This window comes from Cereibacter sphaeroides 2.4.1 (assembly GCF_000012905.2).
GTDB classification, from domain to species: Bacteria; Pseudomonadota; Alphaproteobacteria; order Rhodobacterales; family Rhodobacteraceae; genus Cereibacter_A; species Cereibacter_A sphaeroides.
On the sequence record NC_007494.2, the window covers coordinates 646,620 to 663,993 of the forward strand.

Annotated in this window: 12 protein-coding genes; 11 read left to right on the forward strand and 1 reads right to left on the reverse strand. The window is 69.9% G+C overall.

What is annotated here, in order from left to right; genetic code table 11:
* Positions 1 to 117: 117 nt before the first annotated feature.
* From xdhA to RSP_RS18455, 11 genes are all read left to right on the forward strand, one after another.
* On the forward strand, positions 118 to 1,575 hold the full coding sequence (gene xdhA / locus RSP_RS18405) for a xanthine dehydrogenase small subunit (RefSeq protein ID WP_011339408.1): 1,458 nt from the start codon (positions 118 to 120) through the stop codon (positions 1,573 to 1,575).
* Positions 1,572 to 4,049: a xanthine dehydrogenase molybdopterin binding subunit gene (locus tag RSP_RS18410; protein ID WP_011339409.1), complete on the forward strand. Its 2,478-nt coding sequence runs from the start codon at positions 1,572 to 1,574 to the stop codon at positions 4,047 to 4,049. Before xdhA ends, RSP_RS18410 begins: the two co-directional genes overlap by 4 nt.
* Entirely contained in the window at positions 4,042 to 4,983 is a 942-nt protein-coding gene (gene xdhC / locus RSP_RS18415; protein ID WP_011339410.1) for a xanthine dehydrogenase accessory protein XdhC, read from the forward strand. The genes RSP_RS18410 and xdhC overlap by 8 nt, the downstream gene beginning before the upstream one ends.
* Positions 4,980 to 6,503, forward strand: coding sequence for an ABC transporter ATP-binding protein (locus tag RSP_RS18420; RefSeq protein ID WP_011339411.1), 1,524 nt, complete (start codon positions 4,980 to 4,982; stop codon positions 6,501 to 6,503). Before xdhC ends, RSP_RS18420 begins: the two co-directional genes overlap by 4 nt.
* A gap of 18 nt (positions 6,504 to 6,521) precedes the next feature.
* The gene (locus RSP_RS18425; protein WP_011339412.1) at positions 6,522 to 7,604 is read left to right on the forward strand and encodes an ABC transporter permease; all 1,083 of its coding nucleotides are present in this window, start codon (positions 6,522 to 6,524) and stop codon (positions 7,602 to 7,604) included.
* The gene (locus RSP_RS18430; RefSeq protein WP_009564218.1) at positions 7,604 to 8,536 is read left to right on the forward strand and encodes an ABC transporter permease; all 933 of its coding nucleotides are present in this window, start codon (positions 7,604 to 7,606) and stop codon (positions 8,534 to 8,536) included. Before RSP_RS18425 ends, RSP_RS18430 begins: the two co-directional genes overlap by 1 nt.
* Before the next feature lie 46 nt (positions 8,537 to 8,582).
* A complete protein-coding gene (locus tag RSP_RS18435; RefSeq protein ID WP_011339413.1) occupies positions 8,583 to 9,677 on the forward strand; it encodes a BMP family ABC transporter substrate-binding protein in 1,095 nt (364 codons plus the stop codon).
* Positions 9,678 to 10,494: 817 nt separating this feature from the next.
* Positions 10,495 to 11,775 (forward strand): NAD(P)/FAD-dependent oxidoreductase, encoded by a 1,281-nt coding sequence (locus RSP_RS18440; RefSeq protein ID WP_002724487.1) that lies wholly within the window; start codon positions 10,495 to 10,497, stop codon positions 11,773 to 11,775.
* Between the two features lie 4 nt (positions 11,776 to 11,779).
* Positions 11,780 to 12,886 (forward strand): NAD(P)/FAD-dependent oxidoreductase, encoded by a 1,107-nt coding sequence (locus RSP_RS18445; protein ID WP_011339415.1) that lies wholly within the window; start codon positions 11,780 to 11,782, stop codon positions 12,884 to 12,886.
* Positions 12,883 to 13,518, forward strand: a complete 636-nt coding sequence (locus RSP_RS18450; RefSeq protein WP_011339416.1) for a DUF938 domain-containing protein — start codon at positions 12,883 to 12,885, stop codon at positions 13,516 to 13,518. The genes RSP_RS18445 and RSP_RS18450 overlap by 4 nt, the downstream gene beginning before the upstream one ends.
* 259 nt (positions 13,519 to 13,777) lie before the next feature.
* The gene (locus RSP_RS18455; RefSeq protein WP_009564225.1) at positions 13,778 to 14,569 is read left to right on the forward strand and encodes a glycoside hydrolase family 25 protein; all 792 of its coding nucleotides are present in this window, start codon (positions 13,778 to 13,780) and stop codon (positions 14,567 to 14,569) included.
* An 84-nt stretch (positions 14,570 to 14,653) separates the two neighbouring features.
* Here the strand turns inward: RSP_RS18455 and RSP_RS18460 are convergent, their stop codons facing one another.
* Positions 14,654 to 17,149: a GcvT family protein gene (locus RSP_RS18460; protein ID WP_011339417.1), complete on the reverse strand. Its 2,496-nt coding sequence runs from the start codon at positions 17,147 to 17,149 to the stop codon at positions 14,654 to 14,656.
* Positions 17,150 to 17,374: the final 225 nt, after the last annotated feature.

Here is a 17,374-nt window from a genome sequence, read left to right on the forward strand (position 1 = left end):
TTGCCATCGGGCGGTCCGGCAGGCTTTGATGGGTCCGAATTGTCGCAGGCCGCTTTACGCCGCATCGGGTGGCCTGCACCGGCGCAGCCGGACCCACAGAAGGCGGCAGGTTTTCACATGACGGAGATCGCGTTCATCCTGAACGGAACGCCCCTCAGCGTCGCGGCGGAGCCCACCCGGACGCTGCTCGACTTCCTGCGCGAGGACCGCGGGCTCACCGGCACCAAGGAGGGCTGCAACGAGGGCGACTGCGGCGCCTGCACGGTGATGGTGACCGACGAGACCGGGCCCCGCGCGCTGAACGCCTGCCTCCTGTTCCTGCCCCAGCTTCAGGGCAAGGAGGTCCGGACTGTCGAGGGCCTCGCCGCGCCCGACGGCCGCCTCCATCCGGTGCAACAGGCGCTGATCGACCATCACGGCTCGCAATGCGGCTTCTGCACCCCGGGCTTCGTCATGTCGATGGCCGCGGCCCATGCCACCGGCTGCCGCGACCATGACGATACGCTCGCGGGCAACCTCTGCCGCTGCACGGGCTATGCTCCCATCGTCCGCGCCGCCCGCGCCGCCGAGGAGGCGCCTCCGCCCGACTGGCTGCCCTCTTTCACTCTGCCTCAAATATCCTCGGGGGGGACCGTGAGCGGCGAGAGCCCCTCCCCCGGAGGGGCGGCCGCGAACGCCCGCCCCGCGGGCGGGCCCGGGGGGGCAGACAGCCCCCCCGCAGCCGGTTGCCGCCCGACCAGCCTCGAGGAGCTCGCGCGGCTTTACGAGGCCCATCCCGAGGCCACGCTGATCGCAGGCGCCACCGACGTGGGCCTCTGGGTCACCAAGGATCTGCGCGACCTGTCGATGCCCCTCTTCCTCGGCGCCATCCCCGAGTTGCGCCGCATCGAGGAGGCGGCGGGCAGTCTGCGTGTCGGGGCCATGGTCACCATCTCGGACCTGCGCGCGGCACTTGCCCCCCGCCTGCCGGGCCTCGCGGACCTGCTGCGCCGCTTCGCCAGCGTGCAGATCCGCAACGCGGCCACCCTCGGCGGCAATATCGCCAACGGCTCGCCCATCGGCGACACGCCGCCTGCGCTGATCGCGCTCGGCGCCACGCTGCACCTGCGCCGGGGCGAGACCCGCCGCGACCTGCCGCTCGAGGAGTTCTTCCTCGATTACCGCAAGCAGGACCGGCGCCCGGGCGAGTTCGTCGAGGCGGTCACGATCCCCACCGAGGCACCGGGGCTGCGCTGCTACAAGCTCTCGAAACGGTTCGATCAGGACATTTCGGCGGTCTGCGGCTGTTTCAACATCTCGGTCGAGGCGGGCCGCGTCGCGGCGGCCCGCCTGGCCTTCGGCGGCATGGCCGGGATCCCGAAGCGCGCGGCGGCGGTCGAGGCGGCGCTTCTGGGCCGCCCCTGGACCCTCGCCACGATCGAGGCGGCCCGCCCGGCCTTCGCCGAGGATTTCACCCCGCTCTCCGACATGCGCGCCTCGGCCGGCTACCGTCTCGAGGCCGCGGCGGCGCTTCTCGTCCGCGCCTTCCACGATCTTCAGGGCCACCCCGTCTCGGTGCTGGAGGTGGAGGCATGAGCCTCGGTCGCGCCCTGCCGCACGATGCGGCCCCGCTTCACGTCACCGGCGCTGCGCGCTATGTGGACGACTTGCCCACCCCGCGCGGCACGCTGCATCTGGCCTTCGGCCTGTCGCCCGTGGCCCATGGCGAGATCCTGACCCTCGATCTCGACCCGGTGCGCCGGATGCCGGGCGTGGTGCGGGTGATCGGGCCCGGCGATCTCGATCCGATGCCCGACTGCTCGCCCTCGGCCCATGACGAGCCGCTCCTTGCAGTGGGCCGCGTGCAGTATGTGGGCCAGCCGCTCTTCCTCGTCGTGGCCGAGAGCCACCGCGCCGCCCGCCGCGCAGCGCGCGCCGCGCGCCCCGAGATCCGGCCCCTGCCCGCGATCCTGACCGTCGAGGAGGCGCTCGCCGCGAATGCCCGCTTCGAGGCGGGGCCCGTCGTCTGGGAGAAGGGCCGCGCGGCCGAAGCCATCGCCACAGCCCCGCACCGGATCGAGGGAACGATGGAGGTGGGGGGACAGGAGCATTTCTACCTCGAGGGTCAGGTGGCGCTCGCCCTGCCGCAGGAGGCGGGCGACATGCATGTCCATTCTTCCACCCAGCATCCGACCGAGATCCAGCACAAGGTGGCCCATGCGCTGGGACTGCCCATGAGCGCGGTGCGGGTCGAGGTGCGGCGCATGGGCGGCGGCTTCGGCGGCAAGGAGAGCCAGGGCAATGCGCTGGCCATCGCCTGCGCACTGGCCGCCCGCGCGACGGGGCGGCCCTGCAAGATGCGCTACGACCGCGACGACGACATGGCGATCACCGGCAAGCGCCACGACCTTCGGATCGACTATCGCGCGGGCTTCGATGACGAAGGGCGGCTCGCGGGCGTCGAGTTCCGCCATCTCTTCCGTTGCGGCTGGTCGCAGGACCTGTCGCTGCCGGTGGCGGATCGGGCGATGCTCCATGCCGACAATGCCTATCACCTGCCCGCGGTGCGGATCGAGAGCCACCGGCTGCGCACCCATACCCAGAGCGCCACCGCCTTCCGCGGCTTCGGCGGCCCGCAGGGCATGATCGGGATCGAGCGGGTGATGGACCATGTGGCCCATGCGGTGGGGCGCGATCCTCTGGCGGTGCGGCAGGCGAACTTCTACGCGCCGATGGGGCAGGTCGGGGGCGGACGTGCCGCGGATCCGGCGGGAAGGCCGGGGGCGCTGCCCCCGGACCCCCGGGATATTTCCGCCAGAATGAAGGAGGAGGAGACGGAGGCGCGGGCGCGGCTCGGGGCGGAGGAGGTGGATCTGACCTCGCGCGGGGCGGAGGCGATGGAGCACGATCTGCCGCCGCCCGCGCCCGAGGGGGTGCAGACCACGCCCTATCACATGCCGGTCGAGGATTTCATCGGCGACGCGCTGGTGGCGGAGCTCGCCGAGCGGGCGGACTATGCCCGCCGCCGCGCCGAGATCGGCGACTGGAACCGGCAGAGCCCGATCCTGAAGCGCGGCATCGCGCTGACGCCGGTGAAGTTCGGCATCTCCTTCACGCTCAGCTGGCTGAACCAGGCGGGGGCGCTGGTCCATATCTATCAGGACGGCTCGGTGCATCTGAACCATGGCGGGACCGAAATGGGACAGGGGCTGTTCCAGAAGGTGGCGCAGGTGGCAGCGGCCGAACTGGGGCTGCCGGTCGAGGCGGTGAAGATCACGCCGACCGACACGGGCAAGGTGCCGAACACCTCGGCCACGGCGGCCTCGTCGGGATCGGACCTGAACGGAATGGCGGTGCGTGCGGCCTGCGTCACGCTGCGGGATCGGCTGGCGGAGCTGGTGGCCGAGCGGCATCAGGCGCGGGCGGAGGAGGTGCGGTTCGAGGAGGGGCGCGTGCGCGTGGGCGGCGCGGATCTCTCCTTTGCCGAAGTGGCGGCCATGGCCTATCAGGCGCGCGTGCCCCTTTCGGCCACCGGCTACTACCGGACGCCGAAGATCGTCTGGGACCGGCTGAAGGGGCGCGGGCGGCCGTTCTTCTACTTCGCCTACGGGGCGGCCGTGTCGGAGGTGGCGATCGACAGCCTCACCGGCGAGAACCGGATCCTGCGCGCGGACATCCTGCATGACACGGGCACGAGCCTCAATCCGGCGCTCGATCTGGGGCAGATCGAGGGCGGCTATGTGCAGGGCGCCGGGTGGCTTACCACCGAGGAGCTGGTCTGGGACGCCGAGGGGCGGCTGCGGACCCATGCGCCGTCGACCTACAAGATCCCCGCCTGTTCGGACCGGCCGCGGATCTTCAATGTGGCGCTCTGGAACCGGCCCAACCCCGAGGAGACCGTGGGCCGCTCGAAGGCCGTGGGCGAGCCGCCCTTCATGCTCGGGATCTCGGTGCTGATGGCGCTCTCGGAGGCGGTGGCGGCCTGCGGCGACGGCAGCATCTATCCGGCGCTCGATGCGCCCGCGACGCCCGAGCGGATCCTTGCCGCGGTGAGGCGGCAGCGTGGCTGAGGGCTTCGACCTCGGGGGGCTGCGGGCCGCGGTGGCCCGCCACGGACGCGTGGCGCGCGTGGTGGTGGGCGCCGTCGAGGGCTCGGCACCCCGCGGACCCGGCGCCGCGATGCTGGTCTGGGCCGGGGGAGCCCGGGGCACCATCGGCGGCGGCGCGCTCGAATGGGAGGCCATCGCCCGGGCCCGCGCGCTTCTGGCGGAGGGCGGGCTCAGGGTGGACCGGAGGCCGCTCGGCCCCGCGCTCGGCCAGTGCTGCGGCGGATCGGTGACGCTGGTGACCGAGGTCTGGGACGCGGCGGCCCTCGACGGGATCGAGGGGCCGCTCGTCGCGCGCAGCCTCGACGGGCGGCCGATGGGGCTCGAGGTGCGGCGCCTTCTGGACCGCGCCCGGCGCGAGGGGGCGCGGCCTCCGGCGCAGATCCGGCAGGGCTGGCTGATCGAGCCTCTGGCCCTGCCCGAGCGGGAGATCTGGATCTGGGGGGCGGGTCATGTCGGCCGGGCACTGGTCGCGGTGCTGAGCCCCCTGCCCGATCTCGCCCTGACCTGGATCGATGTGGCGCGCGACCGCTTTCCCGAGATCCTGCCGGAGGGGCCGCGGGCGATCTGGACACCGCGGCCGGAGGAACTGGTGGCCCATGCGCCGCCCCATGCCGAGCATCTCGTGCTCACCTTCTCGCATGCGCTGGACCTCGAGCTCTGCCATCGCATCCTGTCGCGCGGCGCGGCCGGGCTCGGCGTGATCGGCTCGGCCACCAAGGCCGCCCGCTTCCGCGGCAGATTGCGCGCGCTTGGCCATTCGGACGGGCAGATCGCGCACATGGTGTGCCCGATCGGCGACAAGTCCTTGGGCAAGCATCCGCAGGCAATTGCCTTGGGCGTCGCGGTGGGGTTGCTGGGGCAAAAGCGCAGGGTGGGGGCGGAGATCGCGTCATGACGGAACTTCTGCGGATCGAGGGAGTGACGAAGGCCTATCCGGGCGTGGTCGCGAACTCGGACGTGTCTTTCTCGATCCGGGAAGGCGAGGTGCATGCGCTTCTCGGCGAGAACGGCGCAGGCAAATCCACGCTGGTCAAGATGATCTACGGCCTCGTGCGGCCCGACGAGGGGCGGATGCGCCTGCGCGGGCAGGACTACGCCCCGCGCGAGCCGCGCGAGGCGCGGGCGGCGGGCGTCGCCATGGTGTTCCAGCATTTCAGCCTGTTCGAGGCGATGAACGTGGCGGAGAATGTGGCGCTCGGCATGGAGGATCCGCCGAAGCTGCGCGATCTGGCGGCCCGTATCCGGCAGGTGTCCGAGGAATACGGCCTGCCGCTCGATCCCGACCGGATGGTGGGCGATCTGTCGGCGGGCGAGCGGCAGCGGGTCGAGATCGTGCGCTGCCTGCTGCAGGATCCGAAGCTCCTCATCATGGACGAGCCGACCTCGGTCCTGACCCCGCAGGAGGTGGAGATCCTGTTCCAGACCCTGCGCCAGCTCTCGTCCGAAGGCACGGCGATTCTCTACATCAGCCACAAGCTCGAGGAGATCCGCGCGCTCTGCGACGAGGCGACGATCCTGCGCCGCGGCAAGGTGGTGGCGACCTGCACCCCGCGCGAGCGCTCGGCCCGCGAGATGGCGGAACTGATGGTGGGCGCCGTCCTGACCCCGCCCGAGCGGCATGCAACGCCCAAGGGCGAGGTGGCGCTGGAGGTGGCGGGGCTCTCGGTCGCCTCGCCCATCCCCTTCGGCACCTCGCTCAAGGACATCGGCTTCAAGGTGCGCCGCGGCGAGGTGCTGGGCATCGCCGGCGTGGCGGGCAACGGGCAGGACGAGCTTCTGATCGCGCTCTCGGGCGAACTGCGGGCTGCGCGCGATGCGGTGCAGATCGAAGGGAGCGGCGTGGGCGACCTCGGGCCGAACGAGCGGCGCCTGCGCGGCCTCGTGGCCGCCCCCGAGGAGCGCCTGGGCCATGCGGCGGCACCCGACATGAGCCTCGTCGAGAACGCACTCCTCTCGGGCGTGGTGCGCAAACGGCTGACCTGGCGCGGCTTCATCGACTGGGCAGGCACCCGCGCCTTCGCCTCCGAGATCGTCGAGCGGTTCGACGTGCGCACCCCCGGCACCTGGGTCGCGGCCCGCGCCCTCTCGGGGGGCAACCTGCAGAAGTTCGTGGTGGGGCGCGAGTTGTCGCAGGAGCCCTCGGTCATCGTCATCAACCAGCCGACCTGGGGCGTCGATGCCTCGGCCGCGGCGGCGATCCGGCAGGCGATCCTCGACCGGGCCGCGGCGGGGGCGGCGGTCGTCGTCATCAGCCAGGACCTTGACGAGCTTCTGGAAATCGCCGACCGCTTCGCCGCGCTGAACGAGGGCCGCCTGAGCGCTCCCCGACCCACGCAGGGGCTGACCATCGACGAGATCGGTCTGATGATGGGCGGCGCGCATGGAATGGAGGTGGCCCATCATGCTCACGGGTAACGGCGCAGAGGCGCGCCCATGCTGAGGCTCGAGAAGCGCCCGAACCCGTCGCGGTTCTGGAACTACGCAACGCCGGTTCTCGCCGTCGTGCTGACGATGGTCGCGGGCGGGCTCATGTTCGCGCTGCTGGGCAAGAACCCGGTCGAGGCGATCCGCACGATCTTCTGGGATCCGCTGTTCGGAGAGTTCGCCTGGTATTTCCGCGGCCAGCTTCTGGTGAAGGCGGGGCCGCTGATCCTGATCGCGGTGGGCCTGAGCCTCGGCTTCCGGGCGGGGATCTGGAACATCGGCGCCGAGGGACAATACATGATGGGCGCCATCTTCGGCGCCGCGGCGGGGCTTGCGCTCTATCCCGCCGACAACCGGCTGATCTTCCCGCTGATGGTGGTGGCGGGCGCGCTCGGCGGCTGGATCTGGGCCATGATCCCCGCGATCCTGCGCACGAAATTCCGCACGAACGAGATCCTCGTCTCGCTGCTCCTCGTCTATGTAGCGCAGTCGATCCTCGCCTCGATGGCCTTGGGCGCGCTGCGAAACCCCGAGGGCGGCGGCTTTCCCGGCTCGCGCAACCTCTCGCAATGGGCTTCCTCGGCCAACCCCGAGCTGATCGCGGGAACGGGCATGCACTGGGGAGTGGTCGCGGCCTTCGCCTCGGTGATCGCGGCCTATATCCTGTTGCAGCGCCATATCCTCGGCTTCCAGATCCGGCTTGCGGGGCAGGCGCCGCGGGCCGCGCGCTTCGCGGGCGTCTCGCCCAACCGGCTGGTGCTCCTGTGCATGGGGATCTCGGGCGCGCTCGCGGGCCTCGCCGGGCTCTTCGAGGTGACGGGCCCGGCCGGTCAGATCTCGATCGACTTCGCGCAGGGCTATGGCTTCACCGCCATCATCGTGGCCTTCCTCGGCCGGCTCAACCCGGTGGGCATCCTGCTCGCGGGGCTTCTCATGGCGCTGACCTATGTCGGCGGCGACAATGCCTCGACCAACCTCGGCCTGCCCGCGGCCTCGATCCAGGCCTTCCAGGGGATGCTCCTCTTCTTCCTCCTCGCCGTGGACCTTCTGTCCAACTACCGCATCCGCCCGAGCCGGAAGGAGGCCGCCTGATGGACCTGCTCGGAGGCATCAATCCCGCCGTGCTGGTGGCCTCGCTGATGATGGCCTCGGTGCCGATCATCCTTGCGGCCATCGGCGAACTGGTGGTGGAGAAGTCGGGCGTCCTCAACCTCGGCGTCGAGGGCATGATGATCATCGGCGCCATCTGCGGCTTTGCGGTGGCGGTCGAGACCGGAAGCCCGCTTCTGGGCTTCGTGGGCGGGGCCCTGGGCGGCGCGGCGCTGAGCCTGATCTTCGCGCTCCTCACGCAGGTCCTGATGGCCAACCAGGTGGCAACGGGCCTCGCGCTCACGCTCTTCGGCCTCGGTCTCTCGAGCCTTCTGGGCCAGAGCTATGTGGGCGTGAAACCGCCGCCGACCGGGCGGCTCGACCTCGGCCCGCTCTCGGACATCCCCTGGATCGGGACGATGCTCTTCCGGCACGACGCGATGGTCTATCTCTCGATCGCGGCGGTGGCGGCGGTCTGGTTCGTCCTGCGCCACACCCGGACGGGCCTCGTCCTGCGGGCGGTGGGCGAGAATCACGAGGCAGCCCATGCGCTCGGCTACCATGTGGTGCGGATCCGGGTGCTGGCGATCCTGTTCGGCGGCGCGATGGCGGGGCTCGGCGGGGCCTATCTCAGCCTCATCCGGGTGCCGCAATGGACCGACGGGATCACCGCCGGTGCGGGCTGGATCGCGCTGGCCATCGTGGTCTTCGCCAGCTGGCGGCCCTGGCGGGTCCTGCTCGGCGCCTATCTTTTCGGCGGCATCACCGTCCTCCAGTTGAACCTGCAGGCGGCGGGCGCACGGATCCCGGTGCAATACTTGTCCATGTCGCCCTATCTGATAACGATCCTCGTGCTGGTCATCATGTCCGCGGACCGCCGCCGCAGCACGGCGGCACCGGCCTCGCTGGGCAAGACCTTCCACGCCTCGCGCTGAGGCAGCTATCGGCCGGCAGCGTCCGGCAGGAACAGGGAGCTAAAGAATGGATCGCAGAACGCTTCTCGCGAGCGCCGCCTCGGGACTCGCGCTGTCGCTGGCGGGAGGCCGGGTCGCGATGGCCCAGGCCAAGGACAAGGTGAAGGTGGGCTTCGTCTATGTCGGCCCGATCGGGGATGGCGGCTGGAGCTTCCAGCACAACGAGGGCCGGCTGGCCGTCGAGAAGGAATTCGGCGACCGGGTCGAGACGATCTATCAGGAAAGCGTGCCCGAGGGCTCCGACGCCGAGCGCGTGCTGACCCAGATGGCGCTGTCGGGCTGCGACATCATCTTCACCACCTCCTTCGGCTACATGGATGCGACGAACAATGTCGCGGCCAAGTTCCCGAACGTGAAGTTCGAACATTGCACCGGCTTCAAGCGCGAGCATCCGAACGTCGCCACCTACAACGCCCGCTTCTACGAGGGCCGCGCGGTCTGCGGCACCATCGCCGGCCTGATGACCAAGTCGAACAAGATCGGCTACATCGGCTCCTATCCGATCCCCGAGGTAATCCAGGGCATCAACTCCTCGTTCATCCATGCGCGGAAGGTGAACCCGGACGTCTCCATCTCGGTCGTCTGGGCCTACACCTGGTTCGATCCGGCCAAGGAAGCGGATGCGGCCAAGGCGCTCATCGAGCAGGGCATGGACGTGATCCTCGCCCACACCGATTCGACCGCGCCGCTGGCCGAGGCCGCCAAGACGCCGGGCGTGATCGGCTTCGGTCAGGCCTCGGACATGGCCAACTACAAGCCCTCGCCGCGGGTCTCGTCGATCATCGACAACTGGGCGCCCTACTACGTCAAGCGCGTGGGCATGGTGCTCGACGGCACCTGGGAGAGCACGGACGCCTGGGAAGGCATCGGCGGCGGCGAGGTGCTGATCGGCGAAATCACCGAGGCCGTTCCGGCCGAGGTGAAGGCCAAGGCGATGGAAGTTCACGATGCCATCGGGGCGGGCACCTATCATCCCTTCACCGGCCCGCTCAACAAGCAGGACGGCTCGGCGTGGCTCGCGGAGGGCGAGACGGCGGCGGACACGGATCTTCTCGGCATGAACTTCTATGTCGAGGGCATCTCGGGCGAGATCCCGAAGTAAGCCCTGCCCCATTCGTTCAAGAGGCCCGGGCCGGAACGGCCCGGGCCTCTGGCCATTCTGGACGCGCTTTCGTCGCTTCTCCGGGCAGGAGCCTCCGAGTTCCTCGCCGGCGGCCTCCCGGCGCGCCGGACCTCCCTCTCGCGCGCCTGAGTCCGTCGCAGGGATGTCCGGGATGAGAACCCAGAACCGGACGCGCCGGAGCCCCTGCCATTCGCGAAGCGCGAAGGATGCGGCTCCTCGGCGCGCGGCGCCTTCTTTGGCGGTATCCGGTGCGGACCATGCACTCCCCGGCCCGAAAGGTCGCGCGCCCGGCTCTCTCCCACAGGGCTGGCACACCATGCCGGTCCGTTGCCCGAGTCGCGGCCGGAGCCAATTCCGGGCGCTCTGGACCGTCGGCTTCGCGGGCCGGACGAGGCCGCTCGCCCCCTCCCCTCTGCCCCGCACGCGCGAAACTGCGCCCTTCTTCCCGTTTTGACGTGAAACTTCCGTCAATTCGAACGGGAACCCCGGCCCCCCGTATTCGCGGGAAAGGCAAGGCGTGCTATTCAGAATTCAGCGGTTCCGGGGATGCCTGTTCAATCGATCCGTTGAGACCTTCCCCCGCACGAGTTCGCCATCGTTCGGCTTTTTTTGACCCCAATGCCTTTTCATCACGAAGCCCTGGGACCGCTGCCTGTCGATACCCTTCCCGATGCGACCTCCTCGGCCCCGGTCCCCGCGACCGGGGTCCTTTTGTGCCTGTCTACCGCGCCCGCCTCGCCGCTCGACATATTCATGTTTCATGATCTATCGTCTTGGCAGGGAAGAGGAGGAATCAATGGCGCATGTCGTCGTTCTCGGGGCCGGTCTGGGCGGCTCGATCATGGCCTACGAGTTGCATCAGCAGCTCCGCAGCGAGGACCGGATCACTGTCGTGACCCGCGATCCCACCTATCATTTCGTGCCCTCCAACCCGTGGGTGGCGGTGGGCTGGCGGACGCGCAGCCATATCAGCGCCGATCTGGCGCCGACGATGCAGCGGCTCGGGATCGCCTTTCGGACGGTGCCCGCCACGCGCCTCGTGCCGGCCGAGAACCGGGTGGAGCTCGCCGACGGCACTGCGCTCGATTACGATTACCTCGTGGTGGCGACCGGCCCCGAGCTTGCCTTCGACGAGATCGAGGGCTTCGGACCCGAGGGCCACACCCAGTCCATCTGCCATGTCGACCATGCCGAGGCCGCCCATGCGGCCTTCGAGCGGTTCTGCGAAAACCCCGGCCCCATCGTGGTGGGGGCGGCGCAGGGCGCGAGCTGCTTCGGGCCCGCCTACGAATTCGCCTTCATCCTCGATGCGGCCCTGCGCCGACGCAGGATCCGCGACCGGGTGCCCATGACCTTCGTCACCTCCGAACCCTATATCGGCCATCTTGGCCTCGACGGGGTGGGCGACACCAAGGGGCTGCTCGAATCCGCGCTGCGCAGCCGCCATATCAAATGGATCACCTCGGCCCGGATCTCGCGGGTCGAGGCGGGGACGATGCATGTCGAGGAAGTGGCCGAAGGCGGCGCCACGAAGCCCCATGCCCTGCCCTTCGGCTATGCGATGATGCTGCCTGCCTTCCGGGGGGTGAAGGCTGTCTCGGGCATCGAGGGGCTCTCGAACCCGCGCGGCTTCACCCTCGTCGATCCTCACCAGCGCAACCCCACCTTCCCCAACATCTTCGCGGTGGGCGTCTGCGTGGCAATCCCGCCGATGGGGGTCACGCCGGTGCCGGTGGGTGTGCCCAAAACCGGCTTCATGATCGAATCGATGGTCACCGCCACGGCGCACAACATCGGCGCGCTGGTCCGCGGCAAGGAACCCGACGAGGTCGCCACCTGGAACGCGGTCTGCCTCGCCGATTTCGGCGACCGCGGCATCGCCTTCATCGCCCAGCCGCAGATCCCGCCGCGCAACGTGAACTGGTCGGCCGAGGGTCGCTGGGTGCATTTCGCCAAGATCGCCTTCGAGAAATACTTCCTGCGCAAGGTGAAGCTCGGCACGGCCGAGCCGCTTTACGAATGGGCGGCGATGAAGATGCTCGGCATCGACAAGCTCAAGGCCGCCCGCAAGGGATGACCCCTTGCCAATCCGCGCGGCGCGGGCCAGCCTGCGCCGTATGGACAGCGATTTTCTCATCATCGGTGGGGGCATAGCCGGTGTCTCGGCCGCCGCCCGCCTCTCGGAGCTCGGCTCGGTCACGCTGCTCGAGGCCGAGGACGCGCTCGCGCATCACGCCTCGAGCCGGTCCGCCGCACTCTACGAGCCGCGCTACGGCCTGCCGCCGGTGGTCGAGCTGTCGCTCGCCTCGGGCGATTTCTTCCGGGCAGCCGACGGCATCCTCTCGCCGCGGGGCCTCCTGGTCGTGGGCCGCGAGGCCGAGCGTGAGCAGTTTGAGGACGAGACGGTGGGGATGCATCTCGAGCGCATCTCGGCCGAAGAGGCGCGGGCTGCCGTGCCGATCCTGCGCCCCGACGTGACGCTCGCGGCCCGCGCCGACCATGCCTGGGACATCGATACCGACCGGCTTCTGCAGGGCTTCGCCCGCGAGGCCCGCGCCCGTGGCGCCCGGATCGTCACGAAGGCGCGGGTCGGCGCCATCGCGCGCGACGGGGCGGGCTGGCGCGTCGAGGCGGGCGAAAGCTACCGTGCGCGCATCCTCGTCAATGCAGCCGGTGCCTGGGCCGACGGGGTGGCCGCGCTCTCAGGCGTGCGGCCCCTGGGCCTCGTGCCCTACCGCCGCTCGATGGCGCGCATTCCGGCGCCCGGCGGCCACGACATCTCGCGCTGGCCCATGATCTTCGGCGTGGGCGAAAGCTGGTATGCCAAGCCCGATGCCGGCGCGCTGATCGTCTCGCCCGCCGACGAGGATCCGCAGGAGCCCCACGACGCCTGGGCCGACGACATGGTGCTGGCCGAGGGCCTCGCCCGCTACGAGGAGATGGTGACCGAGCCCGTGACACGGCTTCTGGCCTCTTGGGCGGGCCTGCGCACCTTCGCCCCCGACCGGGTGCTGGTGATCGGCGAGGATCCGGCCGCACCCGGCTTCTTCTGGCTTGCGGGCCAGGGCGGCTACGGCTTCCAGACCTGCCCCGCCGCGAGCCGCCTCGCAGCCGACCTGATCGGCGGGCGCAGCCCCGAGGTGCCGGCGGCGCTGATCGCGGCCCTCTCGCCCGACCGCTTCGCATGAGCCTGCGGCTGCCGGATTCAGGCGCGCCGACCGGTCCGGATGGCCGCCGCCACGCGCCCTCGGCCGACCGCAATGCCGAAGCCATCCTCGCCGTCCTGCGCGACGAGGCGCCCGAGGGGCGGATGCTCGAGATCGCGGCCGGCACCGGCCAGCATGCCGCCCGCTTTGCGGCGGCGCTTCCGGCCCTTCTGTGGCAACCGACGGACGTGGACCCCGCAAACCTGCCCTCGATCGAGGCCTGGCGCGAGGCTTCCGGCGCACCGAACCTGCGCGCGCCGATCCTTCTCGACGCCACCCGGCCCGGATGGCCGGCCCGCCATCCCTGCGAGGCGCTGCTGATCGTGAACCTCCTGCACCTGATCCCGGAGACGGAGGCCGCGGCCGTCCTCTGTCATGCCGCCTCCGCGCTGACCCCGGGCGGCACGCTCTTCCTCTACGGCCCCTTCCTGCGCGACGGCCGCCCCGGCAGCGCAGGCGACGAGAGCTTCGATGCGAGCCTGCGCGCCCAGAACCCGGAGATCGGCCTCAAGGACAGCACCTGGATCGAGGAACGGCTGGCGGAGGCGGGCCTCGCGGTGCGCAGGATCGAGATGCCCGCGCACAACCTGATGTTCGTGGCGCGCCGGACCTGAAGCGCAGCCCGGGCCGCGACCGGAGATCCGGCAGCGGCGGCTGCGCCCGCTGAGCCGCCCCCCGCCGTCAGGCTCTGGTCGCGCTGCTGCCCGCCTGCTGACATCGAGGCGCGGTCCCGCAGCCCGGCCCATGTCCGGGCCGCGCCGCCACGGCGACCGGCTACGGCAGGTCCGCGGCCGGAACTCCTCCTCCGAGGGGTGACAGGCGACCTCGCTTGCGGCACAGTCGCGCCTGTTCTCCTCATCGCTCCGGAGCCCCATGACCCGACGCCTCCTAGCCCTCGGCCTCGCCGCGCTGCTTCTGTCCTGCGGCCGGCCGGAGGTCATCGCCGAACTGCCTTCCGGCCAGACCGTCACCGTCGCCCAGCCGAGCTTCGGCGATGCCAAGCCCCACCCCTGGAGCGGCCGGGCGCCCTCGAGCTACCAGGTCCACGGGATCGACGTCTCGCGCTTCCAGGGCCCGATCGACTGGCCCACCGCCGCCTCGGCCGGCGTCTCCTTCGCCTTCATCAAGGCCACCGAAGGCGGCGACCGGGTGGATGCTGCCTTCCACGAGAACTGGCGCGGCGCCGGCCGCGCGGGTGTGCCGCGCGGCGCCTACCATTTCTTCTATTTCTGCCGCCCGGCCGCGGAACAGGCCGACTGGTTCATCCGGACCGTGCCGAAGTCCCCGCGCGCCCTGCCGCCGGTGCTCGACATGGAATGGAACCCCTTCTCGCCCACCTGCACCTTCCGGCCCGAGCCCGCGGTCGTCCGGGCCGAGGCGCTCACCTTCCTGCGTCAGGTCGGTGCCCATTACGGCAGGCGCCCGATCATCTATACGACGATCGACTTCTTCGAGCGCAACGAGATGTGGCGCCTGACCGGATACGACTTCTGGCTCCGCTCGGTCGCCGCCCATCCGCACGAGCGCTATGCCGGCCATCCCTGGACCTTCTGGCAATATACCGGCACCGGGATCGTGCCGGGCATCGGCAAGGTCACCGACATCAACGTCTTCAACGGCGACGCCACCCGCTGGGCCGCCTGGCTCGCGCTGAACCTGCGCTGAGCCTTTCACGCTGGTGCAAATATCCTCGGGGGGGCCGCCGGCCCCGGCCGGCGGCGGGGGGCAGACAGCCCCCCGTCCCCGGGATCAGCCGTCCTGACGGATCCGAACGTTCTTCGGATCGTAGGGCGAATCCTCGGCCACCACGGCCTCGCAGGTCTCGCGGAACATGCGCAGCTGCAGCTTCGTGCCCACCTCGGCCAGATCGGGGCGGACATAGCCCATGCCGATCTGCTTGCCGAAGGCCACCGACCAGCCGCCCGAGGTGAGCCGGCCCACCTTCTCGCCGTTCAGAAGCAGCGCCTCCTTGCCCCACGGATCGGCATCCGCCGGCCCGTCGATCAGGAGCGTCACGCATTTCGAGCGGATGCCGGTCGCGAGCATCGCTTCCTTGCCCTGAAAGTCCTTGCCGAGGTCGATGAACCGGTCGAGCCCCGCTTCCATCGGCGTCGCATCGCGGCCGAGCTCGTTGCCGAAGGCGCGGTAGCTCTTTTCCTGCCGCAGCCAGTTCTGCGCCCGCGCCCCCACGAGCTTCAGCCCGTGCTTTTCGCCCGCCTTCAGCAGCAGGTCCCAGAGATAGGTCGACATCTCGATCGGATGGTGCAGCTCCCACCCGAGTTCGCCCGTATAGGCCACCCGCACCGCCCGCACCGGGCACATGCCAAGCTCGATGTCGCGGTAGCTGAGCCAGGGGAAACGCTTGTTCGAGAGCCGGGTGGCGGGGTCGGCATCCTTCACCACCTCGTTCAGGATCGCGCGCGCATTGGGTCCGGCCAGCGCAAAGACCCCCCACTGGGTCGTCACGTCATGGATGTCGATCCAGCCGAAATCGCCGATCCTGTCTTCGGCGCATTTCCTCAGCCAGTCGGCGTCGTAGGCCGTCCAGGCACCGGCGGACACGAGGTAATATTCGTTCTCGGCCAACCGCACGATGGTATATTCGGTGCGCGTGGTGCCGGCGGGCGTCAGCGCGTAGGTCAGGTTGATCCGGCCCACAGCCGGCAGCTTGTTGCAGGTGAACCAGTCGAGGAAGGCCGTGGCGCCGGGGCCGCGCACCAGATGCTTGGTGAAGGCGGTGGCGTCGATCAGGCCCGCGGTCTCGCGCAGCGCCTCGGCCTCGGCGCGGGCGAACGGATGCCAGGCACCGCGGCGGAAGCTGCGGGATGCGTGGTCGAAACCGGCCGGCGCATCCGCAGGCCCGTAGTAGTTCGGCCGCTCCCAGCCGTTGACCTGCCCGAACTGCGCGCCGAGCGCTTTCTGCCGGTCGTAGACCGGGGCGGTGCGCAGCGGACGACAGGCTTCGCGCTCCTCGTCAGGGTGGTGGAGGATGAAGACATGCTCGTAGCATTCCTCGTTCTTCCGCGCCGCGTATTCGGTCGTCATCCAGCTGCCGTAGCGCCGGGGATCGAGCGAGGCCATGTCGATCTCGGCCTCGCCCTCGGTCATCATCTGCGCGAGATAGTGGCCAGTGCCGCCCGCCGCAGTGATGCCGAAGCTGAACCCTTCCGCCAGCCACATGTTGCGCAGGCCCGGGGCGGGACCCACCAGCGGGTTGCCGTCGGGCGTGTAGCAGATCGGGCCGTTGTAATCGTCCTTCAGGCCCACGGTCTCGGACGAGGGGATCCGGTGGATCATCGACATGTATTCCTCCTCGATCCGCTCGAGATCGAGCGGGAAGAGGTCGGCGCGGAAGCTCGAGGGCACGTCATAGAGGAAGCGGGCCGGAGCGTTGCGCTCGTAGGGGCCGAGGATCCAGCCGCCGCGCTCTTCGCGGACATACCATTTGGCGTCGGCGTCGCGCAGGACGGGGTGCTGCGGGTTGGTCTTGCGCCATTCGACCAGCGCCGGGTCGGGCTCGGTCACGATATATTGGTGCTCGACCGGAATGGCCGGGATCTTGATGCCCAGAAGCCGGGCGGTGCGCTGCGCATGGTTGCCGGTGGCGGTCACCACATGTTCGGCATGGATCTCGAAGCTTTCCTCAGTCGGGACGAGGTTGCCGCCCTGCTCGGCCATCCGCACGCAGGAGACGATCCATTCGCGGCCCGTCCAGCGGTAGCCGTTGACCTGGATCCGGCGCTCGATGGTGCAGCCGAGCTGCCGCGCGCCCTTGGCCATGGCCTGCGTCACGTCGGCGGGGTTGATGTAGCCATCCTGCGGGTGGAAGAGCGCGCCCTTGAGATCCTCGGTGCGCACGAGGGGCCAGCGCTCCGCGATCTCCTTCGGGCTCAGGAACTCATGATAGACCCCCGCCGTCTCGGCTACGGAGGAATAGAGCATGTATTCGTCCATCCGCGCGTCGGTCTGGGCCATGCGCAGGTTGCCCACGACATAGAAGCCGGGGTTGAGCCCGGTCTCGGCCTCGAGCCCCTTGTAGAAATCGACCGAATACTTGTGGATGTGGGTGGTGGCGTAGCTCATGTTGAAGAGCGGCAGAAGCCCCGCGGCGTGCCAGGTGGAGCCCGCGGTGAGCTCGTCGCGCTCGACCAGCATCGTGTCCCAGCCGGCCTTGGCGAGATGGTAGGCGATGCCGTTCCCGACAGCACCGCCGCCGACGACAAGGGCTTTCACATGGGTCTTCATCCGCGCACTCCGTCACCGCAGGGTTTGCCGCATCAATGACTGATCGCCGCCGCTGCGGAGAGGTGAGCCCGACATTTGGCGTCCGAAAACGACATGGGCGCGGATGGTGCGACGGAATGCTTGGAGCCGGCCGTGGCGCGGGGGGCTTTGCGCCCCCCGTCCGCCGCCGCAGGCGGCGGCGGACTTCGCCTGCGGCGAAGCCCCCCGCAGGATATTTGGGCAGAG

Coding starts and splice junctions, on each gene's coding strand:
- xdhA (WP_011339408.1), top strand. CDS start 118: ATGACGGAGATCGCGTTCATCCTGAACGGAACGCCCCTCAGCGTCGCG.
- RSP_RS18410 (WP_011339409.1), top strand. CDS start 1,572: ATGAGCCTCGGTCGCGCCCTGCCGCACGATGCGGCCCCGCTTCACGTC.
- RSP_RS18420 (WP_011339411.1), top strand. CDS start 4,980: ATGACGGAACTTCTGCGGATCGAGGGAGTGACGAAGGCCTATCCGGGC.
- RSP_RS18425 (WP_011339412.1), top strand. CDS start 6,522: ATGCTGAGGCTCGAGAAGCGCCCGAACCCGTCGCGGTTCTGGAACTAC.
- RSP_RS18430 (WP_009564218.1), top strand. CDS start 7,604: ATGGACCTGCTCGGAGGCATCAATCCCGCCGTGCTGGTGGCCTCGCTG.
- RSP_RS18435 (WP_011339413.1), top strand. CDS start 8,583: ATGGATCGCAGAACGCTTCTCGCGAGCGCCGCCTCGGGACTCGCGCTG.
- RSP_RS18440 (WP_002724487.1), top strand. CDS start 10,495: ATGGCGCATGTCGTCGTTCTCGGGGCCGGTCTGGGCGGCTCGATCATG.
- RSP_RS18450 (WP_011339416.1), top strand. CDS start 12,883: ATGAGCCTGCGGCTGCCGGATTCAGGCGCGCCGACCGGTCCGGATGGC.
- RSP_RS18455 (WP_009564225.1), top strand. CDS start 13,778: ATGACCCGACGCCTCCTAGCCCTCGGCCTCGCCGCGCTGCTTCTGTCC.
- RSP_RS18460 (WP_011339417.1), bottom strand. CDS start 17,149: ATGAAGACCCATGTGAAAGCCCTTGTCGTCGGCGGCGGTGCTGTCGGG.